The sequence below is a fragment of the Marivirga salinae genome, assembly GCF_030503855.1.
Taxonomy (GTDB): Bacteria; Bacteroidota; Bacteroidia; order Cytophagales; family Cyclobacteriaceae; genus Marivirga; species Marivirga salinarum.
The window spans coordinates 852267-871210 of sequence record NZ_CP129971.1 but is presented as its reverse complement, the minus strand read 5'-3'; the positions used below and the strand labels follow the sequence as shown (position 1 = coordinate 871210).

Annotated in this window: 15 protein-coding genes; 7 read left to right on the top strand and 8 right to left on the bottom strand. The window is 35.1% G+C overall.

Annotated features, from left to right (window positions below; genetic code table 11):
- Nucleotide 1 precedes the first annotated feature (1 nt).
- The 5 genes from QYS49_RS03725 to rpsU all read right to left on the bottom strand — a co-directional run bounded on the left by QYS49_RS03725 (nucleotide 2) and on the right by rpsU (nucleotide 4155).
- Nucleotides 2-1195, bottom strand: a complete 1194-nt coding sequence (locus QYS49_RS03725; RefSeq protein WP_308350295.1) for a hypothetical protein — start codon at nucleotides 1193-1195, stop codon at nucleotides 2-4.
- A 138-nt stretch (nucleotides 1196-1333) separates the two neighbouring features.
- Nucleotides 1334-2503 (bottom strand): tetratricopeptide repeat protein, encoded by a 1170-nt coding sequence (locus tag QYS49_RS03720; RefSeq protein ID WP_308350294.1) that lies wholly within the window; start codon nucleotides 2501-2503, stop codon nucleotides 1334-1336.
- Nucleotides 2504-2677: 174 nt separating this feature from the next.
- On the bottom strand, nucleotides 2678-2977 hold the full coding sequence (hpf, locus tag QYS49_RS03715; RefSeq protein WP_308350293.1) for a ribosome hibernation-promoting factor, HPF/YfiA family: 300 nt from the start codon (nucleotides 2975-2977) through the stop codon (nucleotides 2678-2680).
- Nucleotides 2978-3001: 24 nt separating this feature from the next.
- Nucleotides 3002-3883, bottom strand: coding sequence for a tyrosine-type recombinase/integrase (locus tag QYS49_RS03710; RefSeq protein WP_308350292.1), 882 nt, complete (start codon nucleotides 3881-3883; stop codon nucleotides 3002-3004).
- An 80-nt stretch (nucleotides 3884-3963) separates the two neighbouring features.
- Nucleotides 3964-4155, bottom strand: a complete 192-nt coding sequence (gene rpsU / locus QYS49_RS03705) for a 30S ribosomal protein S21 (protein WP_013454531.1) — start codon at nucleotides 4153-4155, stop codon at nucleotides 3964-3966.
- A 921-nt stretch (nucleotides 4156-5076) separates the two neighbouring features.
- On the opposite strand from rpsU, the gene QYS49_RS03700 reads away from it, so the two are divergent.
- The 7 genes from QYS49_RS03700 to QYS49_RS03670 are packed head-to-tail and all read left to right on the top strand — an operon-like array spanning nucleotide 5077 to nucleotide 14885.
- The gene (locus QYS49_RS03700) at nucleotides 5077-7854 is read left to right on the top strand and encodes an FG-GAP-like repeat-containing protein (RefSeq protein ID WP_308350291.1); all 2778 of its coding nucleotides are present in this window, start codon (nucleotides 5077-5079) and stop codon (nucleotides 7852-7854) included.
- A gap of 34 nt (nucleotides 7855-7888) precedes the next feature.
- Nucleotides 7889-8743, top strand: coding sequence for a fatty acid desaturase family protein (locus QYS49_RS03695; protein WP_308350290.1), 855 nt, complete (start codon nucleotides 7889-7891; stop codon nucleotides 8741-8743).
- A gap of 2 nt (nucleotides 8744-8745) precedes the next feature.
- Entirely contained in the window at nucleotides 8746-9798 is a 1053-nt protein-coding gene (locus tag QYS49_RS03690; RefSeq protein WP_308350289.1) for an aromatic ring-hydroxylating dioxygenase subunit alpha, read from the top strand.
- Nucleotides 9795-11450, top strand: coding sequence for a B12-binding domain-containing radical SAM protein (locus QYS49_RS03685; protein ID WP_308350288.1), 1656 nt, complete (start codon nucleotides 9795-9797; stop codon nucleotides 11448-11450). The genes QYS49_RS03690 and QYS49_RS03685 overlap by 4 nt, the downstream gene beginning before the upstream one ends.
- A gap of 18 nt (nucleotides 11451-11468) precedes the next feature.
- Nucleotides 11469-12215 (top strand): hypothetical protein, encoded by a 747-nt coding sequence (locus QYS49_RS03680; RefSeq protein WP_308350287.1) that lies wholly within the window; start codon nucleotides 11469-11471, stop codon nucleotides 12213-12215.
- 5 nt (nucleotides 12216-12220) lie between these two features.
- Nucleotides 12221-13777: a GH3 auxin-responsive promoter family protein gene (locus QYS49_RS03675; protein ID WP_308350286.1), complete on the top strand. Its 1557-nt coding sequence runs from the start codon at nucleotides 12221-12223 to the stop codon at nucleotides 13775-13777.
- 7 nt (nucleotides 13778-13784) lie between these two features.
- A complete protein-coding gene (locus QYS49_RS03670) occupies nucleotides 13785-14885 on the top strand; it encodes a hypothetical protein (RefSeq protein WP_308350285.1) in 1101 nt (366 codons plus the stop codon).
- Between the two features lie 98 nt (nucleotides 14886-14983).
- Here QYS49_RS03670 and QYS49_RS03665 read toward each other — a convergent pair whose 3' ends face one another.
- The 3 genes from QYS49_RS03665 to prfA form a co-directional block, all read right to left on the bottom strand.
- The gene (locus tag QYS49_RS03665) at nucleotides 14984-16123 is read right to left on the bottom strand and encodes an acyl-CoA dehydrogenase family protein (protein WP_308350284.1); all 1140 of its coding nucleotides are present in this window, start codon (nucleotides 16121-16123) and stop codon (nucleotides 14984-14986) included.
- Between the two features lie 341 nt (nucleotides 16124-16464).
- On the bottom strand, nucleotides 16465-17865 hold the full coding sequence (locus QYS49_RS03660; RefSeq protein WP_308350283.1) for a beta-helix domain-containing protein: 1401 nt from the start codon (nucleotides 17863-17865) through the stop codon (nucleotides 16465-16467).
- A complete protein-coding gene (gene prfA / locus QYS49_RS03655) occupies nucleotides 17834-18904 on the bottom strand; it encodes a peptide chain release factor 1 (protein WP_308350282.1) in 1071 nt (356 codons plus the stop codon). Before prfA ends, QYS49_RS03660 begins: the two co-directional genes overlap by 32 nt.
- Between the last annotated feature and the right edge of the window lie 40 nt (nucleotides 18905-18944).

Sequence of the window (18944 nt, the reverse complement as noted above, 5' to 3'; positions counted from 1 at the left end):
CTTATTCTATACTTCCTGTTTTTTTAGATTGGGCATGAAAATCTAATAGAAAAAGTGCCATCAAAAAGAATGGAACCATTACAATTCTATAACGAGATAAAGTACCAAAATTGTAAGTTGAAATCCCTACCCCGAAAGCAAAAATAATTGCAAAGCCCAGGCAAAAAAGTATAATGGGAGATCGGATACTTTGACCAATATGAGATAATTTGTTTCTATAGAAAATCCGAATAGTTAAGCCTAATAAAAAAAGTGCCTCCAAAGCAGACAATAACATAAGTGGGTTAGTTACCTCCCACAAATAGGGCCGAAATAATGTGACATTGACTGCTTGTGGCGCTAGCTTTATCATGCTTGCAAAGGTTCCGTCCAGTTCTCCTAAAGAATATCCAGAGCCCGCATCTTTACCTGTCCAATAGCGGATATCATAAGCCGTAACCTGAGCGGTTTCAGCTATCTGATCCAAAGCATATCTTTTGTTGTCTTCCCCCGCCTTTAAAGCAACATAATATGCTAAAAAGCCTCCCACAACTAACAAAATTGGTGCAATCATAACTCTTGCAACTGCAGATTGGATTCTACCTATTCTGTATAAGAAAAACCAGAGAATCAAGGCTGGCATTAAACTTAAAAAAATATATAACTTAACTGAAATTATGATGTAAATTGATACAGTCAGTAGTATTGTATTCCATATTATATTTCTTCTTTCAAAAACTAATTGTATAAAAGCGTAGACTAGAAAGCCTGTTGCTCCTAAAGTAACAGTGTCTTTTAGAATTCCTGAGCCCCAGAAAAAAACAGTAGGTATAAAAAAGATCGCAATAGCAAACTCCTTTTTCAATTCAGGATAAATTTTATAAAATGATTGGTACATCAACCATAATCCCCAAAAAGAGAAAAATGCAAAAAATAAGGCAACGGAAGAATAGGTGTTATAAGTTAATACTCCAAATATAGCCGCTATTCGAACTATAAAGTATGAAGTCTGGTCACGGTACATCCAAATTTTGGAAGAGTACTTATAGGTTTCAGCATCGAACTCTCCATTTGCGGTAAGCAACTTTAAACCTGCTGAAAAATTTTCATAGAATGCATTCACAATATGTGCTGCTCCATGTGTATAGTAGCTAAAAGTATCACCGCCCCCATAATAAAATTGATAAATCAGACCAACTCCTATAGCTCCAATCATTTTTAATAATAGTGCCGGGAAAAAATATTTTTTAGTCTCTTTACTAGCTGAAATTTCTCTTATGAGATAACCCAAAAGCAATAACACAAATAATGTTAGGGGCGCTATAATTAAATCAATGGATTTCACTTTCCAAAACTACAAATCTTTTAGCTTATCTCGTGCGTTTTGATGAACGCCTTGCTTTCTACTAGCTTTCCTTTTAGTTTTCTTATAATATTCTTTAGCCAGCTCCTCATTACCTTGCTTTTCTGCTATTAATCCAAGATGATAAATACTAAACAAATAATAGCCCGCTTCCTCTTCTTCAATACTTTCAGATGCCAACATTGCTCGCTCATAATAATGCTTTGCTTCGTCTAAGTTTTGTTTCCGTTCATAGATTTGACCTAAGAAAAACCCTGCATAGCGTCCTGATGTTCCTCCATAGCCCGTTTTTGCACTGTCAATATTTTGAAAAATCTCTAAACATTCTCGTTCTGCATCATTTATTTTTCCTGCAGTATAAAGCAGTCTTGCATAAAACCGGTGGAAATAAGCATTTTGCGGATAGGTTTCATGAAGGTATTCTGATAGTTGTAAGCCTTTTTTTAATTCCCCTTCATCTAATGCCCAAATTCTCATTAAAAAATATTGTGCTTCTGTTCGGGTATAAAATGCATTTTGAGCAACTTTGGTTAATTGTTTTACCCCCAACTCTTTATCGCCATCCTCAAAAAACCTTAAAACAGGTTTTAAAATAGGGTAGTGCTCTGGCACCCATTCTACATAATAATTATATAAAGCATCTCCAAAAAGAAATTCAGGGCTCAGGTTTTTGTGGTTTTTACTAATTTCCATAAAATCCAAAGCTTTTTTTGCTGCAAATGTTGCTTTCGTCCAGCTTTGATTTTCCGCATAAAACCTGCCTTTAAAGCCATGAATTGCCGCTAAGAAAAAAGCTGCTTCCATATCCTCTTCATCTCTATCAAATCTAGCTTCCGCATAAAACTGAGCTGTATCCAAGTAGGCAATCATTTTTTCATTATCTGGATGAAGGTAGGGTTCTGGTACAATTTTCCACCATTCATTAAGACCATATAAAAAATACGGCAAAGGGTGATTAGGAAAACGATAACGCAACCATTTAAAATCTTTTTCTACTCTATCATGCTCAGCATTATAAATTGCATTAACAGAAGCATTTACTTCCATTTGGATATACATATTATTTAGTAAAATAGAGCTGTCTTGCTCCATTACGTATTGAGCTTTTGCTCCAAATGTCAATAAAATCGAAAATATGAAAAGGATAAATTTATTGCTCATGAGAATAATTAAAATTGCTTTACAAAACAACGTGAATTTTATGGTTTTGCTTTAAGATTAGGCTTAGTATTTAATTTTAATTGATAGAGGGTATAATTTTTATTTGTAAAGTTAGAACATATAAAAAGCCCGATCGAAACCGGGCTTTGTTATTTAATAAATATGTGTTGGCAATTAATGTGCCATTTGTTTTTCCTTAAACTTTTTAATCTGTCTTCTTAATGCCTCAGAAGCGTTGTCCACACCAGCCTCAAAAGAATCACTTTTTTCTTTTGCAAACAACTGGTTACCAGGAATGTTTAACTTTACTTCAACTATTTTATTCTCTTTACTTGAGTCCTTATCCAATCTTAAAAAAACCTCTCCATCAATAAACCGGTCATAGAAAGTTTCCAGTTTGTCAATTCTTTTCTGAATGAAGTCAAGTAATTTTGCGTCTGCGTCAAAGTGGATCGAATGCATTTGTAGCTTCATGATTTTTGTGTTTTACGGTTAAACTTACGCTTTAGGATGTGCCTGATCAAACACTTTTTTGAGTTTGTCAAGCGAATTATGGGTATAGACTTGCGTTGCGGCTAAGCTGCTATGCCCTAGCATATCTTTCACCGCATTCAAATCTGCCCCTTTGTTTAATAAATGTGTTGCAAAAGAGTGCCTCAGAACATGAGGACTTCTTTTATTGATCGTTGTGACCTGATCTAAATATTTTTTGGTTATCCTATTTATCAACATAGGGTAGGCTTTGTTTCCATTATTAGAAACGATTAATGGGCTCTGTCCGTTGTGTGAAAACAATTCTTTTTTATGAAAAATATAACTATCCAATCTCCTACTTATTTCTATGTGAAACGGCACAACTCTTTCTTTATTTCCCTTTCCTAAAATTCTTATGGTACCGGCTTGTCGATTGAAATCATCTTCCTTCAAACCAATCAATTCTGCTAGCCTCATCCCAGTTCCATAAAGCAATTCCATGATCAAAGCATCACGATTTCCCTCAAATCCATCTGGAAAATCTATATTAGATAATAAATTATCCATCTCTTTTTCTTGAACAAACTGAGGCAATTCTTTTGCTGACTTTAAAGCCTTAATTTTTTGGGTTGGGTTTTGGAGAATTGCTTCTCGAGAAATGGCAAATTTATAAAAACTGCGAAGCGCAATAATTTTTCTATTTATGGTTCTTGGTTTTACTCCTTCTTGCATCAAATTGACAATCCAAGATCGGATGTGGCGATGTTCTGCTTTTAATAAATCTGTGGTTTGGTATTGCTCTAATAAATACTTTGAAAATTGATTTAAATCGTTTTGGTAAGAAACTAAGGTATGAGAACTGTATCGTTTTTCAAACTGTATGTATTTGAAGAAAGTATCGAGCATAAAAAAAGTTAGTATTCAACTTCGCAATTCAGCGTGTGAATACTAACTTAGTAAAATTATTTGATAAAAGCTAAATAAAATTAGCTGTCTAAATCCCTCATTTTTTGCCTATATGCTGCACGGATAACTTCTTTTCTTCTTGCAACAGAAGGTTTTACAAAGTGTTGACGAGAACGTACTTCTTTTAAAGCACCAGTCTTTTCAAACTTCTTCTTAAAGCGTTTTAAAGCTTTGTCAATCGATTCGTTTTCTTTTACGTTTACTACGATCATAATTTACACCTCCTCTCGTGAATATTCTCCCAAAAGAGTAGCTATTTGTTAATCAATATTTTAACTACTCGTTTTGAGGACTGCAAAGGTAGAAGGATAGTTTTGAAAAACCTAATGTTTAGCCACTTCCCATTTTTAGATTCCTAAGTGGAATTACAAATTATGTTTAAAATAAGATAAACATCTATTGAACCTAGCCTGATTCTCAGTTTTTATTTTCTCACTCAACGAACTATAAAAAATGGTGGTTCGTGGCTATGATTAGCAGTCTAAAATAAATTATATTTACAATCGTTCCTAAACCGTAATAAACGTAAATGGTATTTATCTTTTTTGGACTATTGACAATTACCACATCAATAACTGCAAGTTATTATTTCAATCAGAATAAGCAGGCAAAGATTGGGGGTAAAATATCAGCCGCTAAAGCATTTTGGTTAGGTTATGCGTTATTCAATTATTTTATTTTTCCGGTTTTCTTATATTTTTTTCTGGAGAATAGCACATTAAAATTGGTCTTAATTTTAATCATCTGCCTTTTTTATTTACGGATGCTAATACAATCTTATTTGATGTTCGTCAGCAAAAACTGGACTCCATCTTATGGGATTTTATATAATATAATCAGTGTAATTATTATTTTTAGCTTACTATTTAAACTCTACATTACTTTTAATGCATTTGATGAAAATGGCTTGCTTCTTCTTTCACTATTTCTTTTTAAATTGATATTAATATTGTTTACCGATACTTTTTATGCGCATAATTTTAAAACGCTAGTTGGAAATAATACAAAAGGAAAAAAAGCAATTTGGTATGCTTCCGATGATATAAAATTTAACAGAATCAACCGAATTACATCTCGAAATAATATTTTTTTCAGCTTTTTAAGTATCGCATTAATCACTTTAATGTTCTATTATGATCAATATTAAGCCCTCAACATGGACAGGAACCTATCAGTTACCTGCACGATCTGATGTGCGCTGGCGTGCTTTCGGTTTACTATTCCTTTACCTTGTTTTAGGGATGACTGTTTTGGGCTTTAGTCGTCAGCCTATGCATATTTTCATTTTAATTGCGGCTGGTGCTTTGCTTGATGTAGTATTAAGCGGTTTATTAAGAGGACGGAAAATATTCCCACTCTCGGCTATGATTTCTTGTAGCTCTCTGGCCCTTATTCTCAATTGGTCTTTCGGTATGCATAATTTATGGCTACCAGTATTTATTTGTATTGCTTCAAAATACCTGATTACTCTAAAAGGCAAACATTTTTTTAATCCATCTCTATTCGCCATTTGCGTTTGCATTTTATTAGGTTCAGAATATGTAACCTTAGCACCTGCCTACCAATGGTATGGTAGCGCTGAAACAGCCTGGTTAATGGGTTTCTTTATTGTAACAGGAGCACTTTTCTTATTCTATTTTAAGATAAATAGAGGTTGGTTAATTGGCTCATTTTTATTGGCGTTTTTTCTGCAAACAATCTTACGGGCCTACATTATGGAGCATATTATTCCATGGGAAACTTTATTTATTGGCTCCCTTACTTCTCCTGCATTTTATCTCTTTACATTTTATATGATTACTGATCCTGCAACAAGTCCTTCCAAGAAGTCTGATCAGATAATTGTCGGGTTATTGATTGCCTTCTTTGATTTGCTCTTTCACCTAAAATTCAGTCTGTACACTTTCTTTTTTGCGGGTATCACAGTGGCCGGAATTCGTTATTTATATTTCTTGGGAAAACAATTTTGGACAGAAGGTGGACTTTCTCCAGTATGGGCAATTAAAGCTAAAATCCCACATGCCGTATTGCTTTTCATTTTTTCCATTCCCGTTTTATTGGCTTTTAATATTAATAATAAAGAGTCGCTTATCCCAGAAGAGGATACCATGAACTTAAAGAGGATTACCTCCGAGCACAGCGGCTTGGGTTGGGCTAAAAGCTGCTTACTTGAGCAAACTGATCCCCGTCTGGCACATGTGGCCAAATGGATACTTTCTGTGGGTGATGCTTCAGCTGTAGCTGATATAAATAAGGATGGACTGCCGGATATTTTTCTTACCCAGCCACTCAAAGCTTCTGAATGGAAAGCCAAGCTATATATTAATAAAGGAAATTTAAGCTTTGAAAAAATCAATATACCTGACTTAGACCATTATTTGGATGATCCTGTAAAATTTGGAGTGCCCGGTTTTGCTTTCTTTATGGACTATGATAATGATGGTGACAAGGACTTATTTGTAGGCTTTGGGTTTGGAAAATCCCATCTTTTCGAAAACTTAAGTACTTCCAAAGAAGATATCATTTTTAAGGAAGTAAAGGTTCCTTTTCTAGAAAATCAACACACCGTTTGCCTTGCAGCCAATGCATTTGATTATGATAATGATGGGTACCTAGATTTACTAATAACCAACACACTTCAAACTCATTTGCCTGCCTATAAAGACAAGAGGGAGGAATTGAACATTTTTAAACTTCCTGAACCCGCTTATGAAGGAGATGACAGAATGTTTCAATTTATGCATGAAAGCTGGCATAATGCCAATAATGGCGGATTAAATTATTTGCTAAAGAACAATCGTGACTCTTCTGCTTTTTCGCTTTTGAATAGTGATAGTTTAGGATTAGGAGCTACCAGATGGAGTCTTGCGGTAGGAACTGTGGATATTAATAATGATGGCTTTACTGATTTATACATTGCCAATGATTTCGGACGTGATGATTGTTACTTGAACATGGGAGGTAAATATTTTAAAAGACAAGAAGGCGAATTTTATGGTGATTTAGGATTAGACACCTATAAAGGTATGAATGTATCAGTGGGTGATTTGGATAAAAATGGAAAAGAGGATGTCTATATCAGTAATGTCCACCATGCCATGCAGGCTGAAGGAAGTTTGCTTTGGATGAATTACACTGAAAAAGATGCGCTTAAAGCAGATTTTGAAGAACAAGCATCACAACTCAATGCGCTCAATACAAATCGGTTTGGCTGGGGAGCAGCTATCGGTGATCTGAATTTAAATGGCTGGCAAGATATTGTGCAAGCAAACGGAATGGTTGATGCCTCCTGGGATCCGAAGTTTGAGGAACCTGCAGATTATTGGTATTACCAAGCCCAAATAGCAAGAACTGGCCCTGAGATTCACAGTTTTGCTGATAAATGGGCTGATATTCGAGGCTGCTATATTTACCCTAATGAACCGGATAGAATTTTAATTAATAATTACGGTAAAGGCTTTGTAGATATTGCTGAACAATTGGACTTTAATCATCAAGCAAATACAAGAGGAGTTGCCTTAGTCGATTTCGACAACGATGGGGATCTAGATATTTTAATTACTGATCAGTTTGGAGCACCAATTCTTTATGAAAATGAATTGAAGAACCATAATTGGGTGGGACTAAGACTTAAAGGAAATGGCCATACAACCAATTCTGAAGCCGTGGGGTCTAAAGTATGGATTATCTACGAAGTGAATGGCGGCCAACAGGAACAATACCGAGAAATGAGATTGGTAAATGGGTTTAGTGCTATGGGAGATAGCCGCTTACTTTTTGGTCTAGGGCATAAAAAGCATCAAATTGAAAATTTACAAGTCAAAGTTCAATGGCACAATGGTGAACAGCAGGTTTTTTCAATCAATGATTTGAATAAATATATTGAGATTGATCAAGGCCTTAAAATGTAAAGAACTTTTTCATTAAGCATGAAAAATTAAAATATTGAAAAACACTAAAGACATAAGGACACTTTTTTTTCTGCTGATAATAATAGCCGTAAGGATTTTGCTTTGGTGGATTGAACCAAGCTACTACCTATTCTGGCTTCCGTTCATTATAATTTCAGTATTTATACTTTACAGCATCAAACATAACCACCTCCATTATTCAGTTTTTAATTCCAAGGTTCTCAATCGTTTTTATGAAAACATATTAGGGGTTTTTACTGGCACAAGTATGAGCGGTGCTTATGTCATTCATCTTGTAAACCACCATAAAGAAAACAATAAATCTAATGATTGGGGAAATACAAATCAATTTACCCATAAATCCGAAGCCATTAATATTATAAGATATGCCTGTATTACGCCCATAAAATTTTTGAAATCAAAAAGGAAATGGCTACAAAATACTGTGAATAAAAAAAGAGTAGTGGTTAGAGAAACTGAAAGCCGGGTGATTATTTGCACCTATATATTGATGCTGATTTTTAAATTTGAGGCGACTATATTGTATATTATATTACCTCATTTTTTGGGTCAACTTGTATTGGTTAGTTTTAATTACTTTCAACATGCCGGTTGCGATCCATTTTCAAAATATAACCATTCTAGAAACTTCACGGGCAAGCTTATTAACTTTTTGAATTTTAATAATGGATATCATACTGTCCACCACCATTTTCCATCAGCGCATTGGAGTGAATACGAAAAAATGCATCTTTTAATTCAGCATAAAATTGATGTGGATTTGAATGAGCATAATTTTATCTATTATTTTATCCGTCTACTTTTTAGTAGAAATGGAAAGATATTAAAGCAAAAGACCCCAGAATCCCTTCAAAATTTAATAGTATAGAAATGAGTAAAATGTACGAATCATCAGGTGAATTAGTTAATCATTGGTATGCTGCGGGTCAATCAAAAGCAATTAAAAAAACTAAGCCTCAACTGGTCACTATTTTTGAAAAACCCTTGGTGATTTGGCGATTGAAAGATGGTTCATTGTCAGTAATGCTAGACCGCTGCAACCATAGAAATGCTCCCTTAAGCAAAGGCAGAGTAATAAATGATTGTTTGGTTTGCCCATATCATGGGTGGACATATAATAAGGAAGGACAATGTGTTGAAATACCCTCAGAAGGACCTCATTCCGAAAGAATTCCGAATAAAAAGATAGTGTCATTTCCTGTAAAAGAAGCCTATGGTTTGGTTTGGGTTTGGATGGGTAAGGACAAATCTCCGAATTCAGAACCATTTGAAATGCCTGTTATGAAAGAGCAGGGATGGCATAGCTATTATATGGAGACTAAATTCAGCAATACCGTTACTGATTTGGTGGAGAATTTTATGGACGTTCCTCATACTGTTTTTGTGCACAAGGGCTGGTTTAGGGATAGGAAGCAAATTTGCATAAATGCAAAAGTAGAACGCACAGCTGATAGTGTACTGGTTAGCTATGATCAGCCTAATGACTCTATTGGCTTTTCTGGTTGGTTAGTTAATCCGAAAGGGCTTCCTATGAAACATACAGACAATTTTTATATGCCGAATATTACCAGGGTAGATTATATTTTTGGGGAAAATGAAAGAGGTTTTATCATTACAAGTACCTGCACGCCCATAAGCCCAGATGAAACCATGGTTTATACCTTAATCAGTTATAAATTTGGATGGCTCACACCAATTGCTAAAATGGGGCTATCTGCCTACACTCGAAAAGTAATTAACCAGGATGTGTGGATAATGGATATACATGGTAAAAACATCCGAAAATTTGGCGAAACGGATTACCATTCTACTCAGTGTGATTTTATGCATTTATACATAGAGTCATTAAGAGAGCATGCAGTAAAGGATAGCAAGAAACTATCTCCTGAGCCAATTATAAAGGATATTGAATTTTGGGTATGAAAAAAAAAACCGAGCTGCCAAAAGTTTTAATTGTGACTGGTGGGCTCTTGAGTGCAGGAGAAAAATCCATGTGGAATGCGCTAAAAAAGCAAATTAAACAAGTGCGAGCTGCTAAATCCCATTGGCTGGAAGTGAAAATAAAATTGGTAACAGCCGAATTGCTCGTTTATGATAAGCTTAAAAAGAAGAACGGAAAGCTAAAAGAATATTTCCAAAAAGAACCCCAAGCCATTCCAGAACTAACAGAAGTTGTACTTGCTGATTTGATAAGTAGAGAAGGTATTCCTTTTGAATGCATGAACTATGATTTGCTATACTCCAACCCTAAAAAAGCAGATCAATTACTGAATAATACGGAAGTGGTCTTAGCTTCTTCCACCTTGCTACATGATTTGAGTGAGTTGCTTCCTTTAATAAGCATGCTTAAAAGGGACCATAATAAAATCATTCTTGGAGGAGCTTTATGTGGCAGCCTTTATAACCATTGGAAAGGTGATCCTCTAATTGATATAATGGCTGTTGGCTATGGTGAATTTCTGATTCCTAAAATTGCAGACTGGATTAAATCTTCATATAAAGAAATCCATCCTCCTGAACAGGGAAGAATAATTGAGAATAAACACACCTTGTTTTTATTCAGTGGTGTGCCGGAAAGTCGGGATTTGGATTTTCTCCCTACCCCAGACTGGCGGGTGGCGGAAGCTTATCATCAGCAGAATTTTGAGCATATTTATTACGAAAGTGTACGAGGCTGTCCTTACCGCTGTAGTTTTTGCAATTATCCTTTCTTGTTTGATGATAAAAAATTCAGAACTAAAAGTGCTGAAAAAATAGCCGCAGACTGGAAGTTTTATTTTGAGGAATTAGGAGTGAAATATATCACCTGCCTTGACTCACTTTTTACCATGCCCAAAAAACGTCTGGTAGAATTGTGCAATTTGCTTATTGCCCAAAAAACTGAAGTGAAATGGATTTGCTACGCCAGAGCAGATGACCTAGCAGACGAATCTGTGGTGGAGTTAATGAAAATGGCAGGTGTTGCCCAAGTGCAGATTGGCTTAGAGTCAGGTAATCAGCATATGCTTGATCAAATGAATAAAAGATGTACCGTTGAGCAAAACCTACAGGCCATAAGAAACTGTCGTAAGCATGGAGTAACCACTTTGGTTTCTTTAATCGTAGGATATCCTGGAGAAACAGAAGAAACGCTTAAAGACACTTTGGAATTTATGCGTGAAGCCCGTCCTGATTTTCATTTTTTGGCTACTTTTAGTGTTCGGATAGAAGATGTGCCAATGTTTAAAGAGCATAATAGAAAAAGATTTGGGTTAGAAAAGATGGATAATCCTTATAGTTTTGCTCCCTATTGGCGACATGATACTATGAGTTGCTCGCAAGTTGGCAAGCACGTTCGGGAATTGGGAATGCAACTTTGTAAAGAAAGAATCTCACTTGAAGGTTCCTTGTTTTATCAAAATATTTTAAGCTATGTACCTTCACAAAAAGAAGCTTTTCTTGACTATCAACAATCACTGGTAAAAGAAAATGTTTACCTTAAAAAGGTGTTTAATTGGCTAAATAATAAAGTGGATGTAAAGTTGTTAAAGGATATAAAAAAAGTTTTCCCTGCAAAGGAAACACAACTACAATAATTAAAAGTAAAAATTAGAATGGATCTTGATCTTAGTTTTCAGTTAGTAGAAATAAAGGATATCAACTTCAGTAGCCGAAAACGGATGTTTGAATTGATGTTTTCATGCTATAATAAAATTACTGAAGACACTTTTAATACTGACCTTAATAAAAAACAATATGTTGGTCTAATTAAAGATCAAGACAACATGGTACAGGGATTTACCACTTTCGCCATCAATCCTAATAGCACGAATGTAAGCAATTACAATGTCCTTTTTTCCGGTGACACTATTATTGCACCGGAATATTGGGGCACCCAAGTAATGAAATATGGTTGGTGCAAAGCAGTTGGGAGTATTATTGCTTCAGATACGACCAAGCCTTGGTATTGGTATCTTTTATCGAAAGGTCATAGAACCTATATGTTTTTACCCTTATTCTTCAAGGACTTTTTTCCTTCTATTGAGCCGAGTGAATCTGAGAGTCAACTCAAAAAAATTGCATCTGAAATTTCTTTTAAACTTTATGGGGATTGCTGGAAAGAAGAAGAAGGAGTGATTAGGTTTAAAGAAAGCCAAGGAGAATTGAAACAGGAATTAATTCAGGCTTCTTATCAGAAAAAGGGCAGCAAATTTGTGCAGTTTTTTCTGAAAAAAAACCCAGCCTTTTATAAAGGAGAGGAGCTGGTTTGCATAGCAAGATTACATCCCGATAATTTTCTTCGATCTGCAAAAGACCTGGTTTTGGACGGAATGAATCAACCCCTTCAATTGAATATTTAGCAAAAATGAAGGCTTTGCTTATAAATAGCGCATGGTTATTTAGCCAAAAAAAATTATCAAAGCAATTTCACCATCTGCTTGATGATTGTAAAAAAGTGCAGGAAGCTAAATTAACAGAATATTTAAAAAAGAATGCTGACACAGAATTTGGAAAGAAGTATGACTTTAAGAACATAAAATCCTATCAGGAATATGTTAAAGCAGTCCCCATTATAGAAGATTATTCTGACATTGAGCCTTATATCGAAAACATGAAGGAGGGCAAAGAGAATGTGCTGTTTCCTGGTAAACCCTCATTTTTCGAAACCACTTCAGGCTCTGGATCTTCTCCTAAATTTATTCCTTATAACAATGATTTAAAGAATGAATTCAAGGCTGCCGTGGCGGTGTGGATGTGGGATTTATATCGCCTCGATCCAAAAATATTTTCTGGAAAAGCCTATTGGTCATTATCGCCCGCAATGAAAGAGTTGGATAAAACTTCGGGCGGAATAGCTGTTGGAACAGCTGATGATTCAGATTATTTCGATCCCTTCACCGCTTTGTTATTAAAAGAAATATTTGCGGTTCCTTCTGAACTTCATAAAATTACCGACTCTCACTCATTTTATGTAAAAACATGGCAGCATCTTTTACACAATTCGAATTTAACTTTTATTTCCGTTTGGAGTCCCCAATTTTTGATCCGGCTGATAGATTTTTTGATAGAAAATCTAGTAGAGATATTGTCTCTCAGTAATTGTGGTTTGTCCAGAGAAACAATGATCAAAAAGGCTGTTTTTGATAAAAACCTCAATCTTGAAATGCTTTTTCCTTCCCTAAGATTGATTAGCTGCTGGACAGCGGGGCAATCTAAAATATGGCTGAAAAAGCTTTATGACATATCTGGCAATATTCCGGTGCAAGGCAAAGGTTTATTGTCTACTGAAGGAGTGCTAAGTATTTCAATAGGACTGGATAAGCATCTGCTGGCTTATACTTCCCATTTTTATGAATTTAAAAACGAAAAAGGAGAAGTTTATAGGGCAGATAAAATCCTGCATGGCGAAACTTATGAAGTAATTATTACTACTGGAGGAGGTTTGTACCGCTATAACACACATGATTTGGTGAAATGCAGTGGTTTCCATAAAAGTGTTCCTTGTCTGGAATTTCTTGGGCGTTCAGGAAATGTGAGCGATTTAGTAGGAGAAAAAATTGCAGAAAGCAGTTTGGCGGAAATTTTTGAGCAAGCTTTGAAAATTTTTCCCAATATCGAAGCATTGTACTTATATCCTGAGCAACATCAAAGTAAAGCGAATTATCTGCTGATAATAGAAAGCCCATTGGCTGTGGAAACTGAACAGATTGTGAGTTTTGTAGAAACAGAGCTGTTTAATAATCCTTACTACAAACAGGCCATTGATTCAGGACAACTCGGCCGTATTTCTACTTTTAAAGTGGAAAAGAATTTCACTCGTAAACTAACACAACATTACCAATCAGTTAAAAAAATTAAAGATGGAGATTTAAAGCTTCCACTGCTTTTTCCACCAAACTTTTTAGCACCTATTCTTAAATGAATATTGTATGATAAAAATACTTCCTTATGAGCCACAATTTGAAGAGGGAATAAAAGCACTTTGCCGGATTCCTGTTTCAGGTAATATCTCTTTGGCCCTAGAGCGGGAGCCCAGTTATTTAAAAGGAGCATATATACAATGTGAAAATCCTGAAATATATGTAGCTGTTGACCTTGAGATTCAAAAAGTTTGGGCGGTTTTCAATGTGGGAAGCAGAAAACTTTGGTATCAAAATCAAATTATTTCAGCACGATACTTATGCGATTTAAGGATCCATCCTGAAAAACAACAAAGTTCGGTGCTTTATCAGATCATTAAAAAATTCCGTGAACTTACGGAAAAGGATGTCTTACCTGCTCAAACAGTGGTTTTTGCTGATAACCATAAAATGTTGACTATAATTGAAAAGCTGTCTCAAAGAAAAAAAGTTTCTCAGCTTCCCTATTATCATTTTGTAGGTAAACTTGTTACTTACATGTTCGGATTTAATCCGCCCAAAAAACAAACGGCTAACTTAAACATCAGAAGAGCAACAGATGATGATATTGAAAATATGCAGGCTTTTTTTGATAAGGAAGGCTCTAAAACTAATTTCTACCCTTATTACAATTTTAAGGAGTTGCATAAATCCTATTATAGTGGGTTAGTTATAAATGATTTCTTTCTAGCATTTGATGAAAAGCAATTAGTTGGGGTTTGTGGGGTTTGGAACCAAAAAGAAATAAAGCAAACTCGAATATTAGGCTATAGCAATTTATATAAATTGATAAAACCTATTTACAATTTATTAGCTCCTTTTGTGGGTAATGTTAAACTGCCTGTAAAAGGCTCAGCTTTAAATTATTTGAATTTACATAGTGTACTTATTAAGGAAAAGAACCCCGCCATATTTCAGAAATTAATTAATCATATTGAGTATGTTTATAAAGATCAAGGATATGATTATCTGCTTTGTAGTTTAAGCAAAGAAGATTCTTTACAGGAAGTTTTAAAGTTAAGGAAACGTACTAGAAAGATCAAAGGAAATTATTATTTAGTAAATAATGGGTCGTCTATTACTGAAATTTTAAAAAGCAAAGATTTTTATCTGGAAGGAGCCAGGATTTAATAAATTAAGGGGAGTAAATTTTAAAAGCCCTTCATAAGAAAAGCCCATAAAATGTTGCATTTCATGGGCTCTCAAATATATTTAATATTGTTAATAATTTACTTCAATATTGATCTGCTGATTACCAATTTCTGTATTTCAGAGGTTCCCTCACCAATCGTACATAGTTTAGAATCTCTATAATACTTTTCAACAGGATAGTCTTTTGTATATCCGTATCCACCAAAAATCTGTACTGCCTCCACAGAGTTTCTTACTGCTACTTCAGAAGCATAATATTTTGCCATAGCAGATTCTTTAGTAACACTTTTTCCTTTGTTCTTTAAATCAGCAGCTTGGAAGGTCAATAATTTAGCTCCTTCCAATTCCGTAGCCATGTCTGCCAACTTAAAGGCAATTCCTTGAAAGCTTGAAATTGGTTGGTTGAATTGATGTCTTTCCTTACTATAAGCTAAAGCAGCTTCATAAGCACCTTCAGCAATTCCTAATGACAATGCAGCAATTGAAATTCTTCCGCCATCTAACACTTTCATAGCTTGAATGAATCCTTCTCCTACATTACCTAACATATTATCTTTATGAACACGGCAGTCTTCGAAAATCATTTCTGCCGTTTCAGATAAACGCATTCCTAATTTATTTTCTTTTCTGCCGCCTTTGAAACCTTCCGTTCCGTTTTCCACAACAAATGCGGTCATACCATGTGAATCGCCTGTTTCACCAGTTCTCACAATAACTACCGCAATATCTCTAGAAATACCGTGTGTAATCCAGTTTTTAGCACCATTGATTACCCAATAGTCACCATCTTGAACAGCAGTGGTTTTCATATTTCCAGCATCTGAACCAGTATTAGGTTCCGTTAAGCCCCAAGCTCCGATCCATTCGGCTGTTGCTAATTTTGGCAACCATTTTTTCTTTTGTTCATCATTGGCAAATTGCAAAATATGACCAGTACATAATGAATTATGTGCAGCCATTGATAAACCAATAGAAGGATCTACTTTGGATAGTTCCATAATAGCTGTTACATATTCTTCATATCCAAAACCTGATCCGCCATATTCTTGAGGCACTAAAACCCCCATTAAGCCTAAGCCGCCTAGTTTTTTCATGACTTCCACAGGGAAATATTGCTCTTCATCCCATTGGTCGCGTTGTGGTGTAATTTCTTTTGCTCCAAAATCACGCACCATTTGTGCGATCATTTGTTGATTCTCATTCAATCCAAAATCCATAAATATTTTAATTAGTCGTTTCCTGAAATAATGACAAAGATAATCAAGTTTGTATTATTAACCCAACTAACATTAGTTAGGTTGAAAAGGTTGTGTGAAATCCTCTTTGATGGTTGAATTCAATGGTATAACAGGCCATTCTTTAATACTTTTGGTGTAAAAATTACGTTCTAAGCTTATTAAAAGCGAAATGATTTAATTTATTAACACTCCATACATAATGACAAAATCAAAAAATAGTCTTTAAATTTTTGTAGATAAAGTTAGTAAAGAGTGAATTCTTCGGAATTTAATGTGCTGATGATAAAAGAAAACAAAATTTAACAGAGCAAATAATACCGTTATTCTTCAATTTCAACATATTCAAAAGCTCCAATGTCTGGAGCAGCTCCGCGAGATTCGCCTTGAATATCACTCATGATTTCGGTGGATAATGCAGCATCAATTGCCGGAGAGCCCTCTCCTAAGCGGAAATCTTCATTAGCTATTTCTACAAAAGAAGGGTCTTGGTTTCTGATTGAATTGTTTTCGCTTAATATTTCAATGCTGCTTTTGAATAAATTATGGGAAAAAGAAAGAGTTAAGTTACCTGTTTGCTGCTCAAAAAACTGGATTTCATCGTTGATCCTTCCATAAATGATATTATTCAATAGCTGAACTTCCATTGGATCTAAAATTTCATTTTCATCATTATCATAATCTAAGTCAGAAAAGAAAGCAGCCGGAACTTCTCTAGTAGTATTAAAATAATTGGCAATTGTGCAATGGGTATAATATGCACTTCCTCCACCTGTATGTGAAACTGTGCGCGTAGCAGTATTATAAAAAAGCGAGTTTACTGCAGCAAAATCACTGTTTAAGGAAATGACAGATGATATCGCCATGTTTCCCACAAAACAATTTTCCATAGTTAAATCCGGCTCATTATCTGGATTAAAAATATTTAAGTTAACACCAAAAAGAGCATTTTTAATAGTCGTGTATTTAAAATAATTGTTTTTGCTGTCTTCCAAAAAAACAATTCCGCCCCATTGTCCCGGAGCGCTAGCAAATGGTTCGTCTAATCTGTCATTAGTGAAAATAATGGGGTTTTCAAGATTTCCCTCGGCTTGCAAGCTTCCATTAATAATTAGAAATGTTTCAGTGGCACTATAAATTCGAGTTCCAGGTTCAATGCTTAATACACAAGAAGAATCCACTTGAACTACACCTGATAAAACATAAGGCTTATCGGAATTCCATCTAGTGTTGCAATCTAATATTGTATCAGAAAGATAATTTGCATTTTGACCCCAAGCTTCAAAAACAACCGATTGGGAATTACTTTGGTTTACTACTTCCAAATAATCTCTAATCACAAACGGATTATTTTCATTTCCTTGGTCAATATTGGCGGAAACCAATAAAAGCAAGCTGTCTTCTGGCAATAGTAATTGGTCAGAAAATGATGCTTGGGTTCTACCATTTAAAGTCAATTGAAAGGCTTGACTTTGGTTTCTAAAACCAATATTTGAAATATTTACAGCCTTATTAGAAGGATTCCTAATTTTTAGTCTTTTGGTAATACTTAATCTCTCTGCAAAAAGCGTATCAAATTGCAAGGTATCCGTAGAGAACGAGAGGTTTATGGGCTCTGTAGTTGGTTCTGGCTCATAGGAACAAGAGGCAAATCCTAAAATAGATAAGCCACAAAATACAAATAAAAAGCCCTTATTGAGCCGTTTCATCCAATTTGCTGGCATTTTCGGCAATCTGTAAATTTTCGATAAGGTCTTCAATTTCACCATTCATGATGTTGGGTAAATTATGTACTGTATAGTTGATTCTGTGGTCGGTAACCCTTCCTTGAGGATAGTTATAAGTCCTGATTTTATCTGATCTATCTCCACTTCGAACTATGCTTCTTCTTTGCGCACCCACTTCTTCATTTTGTTTTGCTAATTCTATCTCATACAAACGAGAGCGCAATACTCTTAGTGCCTTATCAAAGTTTTTAAGTTGAGATTTTTGATCTTGGCAAGTCACCACCAATCCAGTAGGTTCATGTGTTAATCGAACGGCAGAATAAGTGGTATTTACAGACTGACCACCTGGTCCAGAAGAACAATACGTATCTTTTCTGACATCATTCATGTCAATTTCCACCTCTACGTCATCAATCTCCGGTAAAACCGCCACTGTTGCAGCTGAAGTATGCACTCTACCTTGTGTTTCAGTTGCAGGAACTCTTTGCACTCTATGCACTCCTGATTCATATTTCAAGGTGCCATATGCATTTTTGCCTGTTACGGTACTAATAATTTCTTTATACCCGCCTGCTGTACCAAAAGTTAAATCGAGTACAGTTAAGTTTAATCCATTTTTATCACAAAAGCGCTGATACATTTTGAAAAGGTCACCTGCAAAAATTGCAGCCTCATCTCCTCCAGTTCCAGCACGGATTTCTAATACAGCATTTTTAGAATCATTGGGGTCTTTAGGAATCAGCATTTTTTTCAATTCATCCTCGAGCTTTTCTTTCTCGGGCTTTAACTCTTCCCATTCCATCTTGGCCATTTCCCTAAACTCTGGCTCCTTTTCATTTTCTAGTATATTTTTCGCTTGTTGAATGTCATCCAATACTTTGGTGTAGGCATCATAAACCTCTACAACTTTCTCCAAATCAGCATATTCTTTACTGAGTTCGGTAAATTTTTTCATATCCGCCATAGCATCAGGCTGAACCATTAGTTGGCCCACTTCCTGAAAGCGCTCTTTCATACGTTCTAGTCTGTCTAACATCAAGCAATCAATTTATATGTGCAAAACTACTAAATATTAA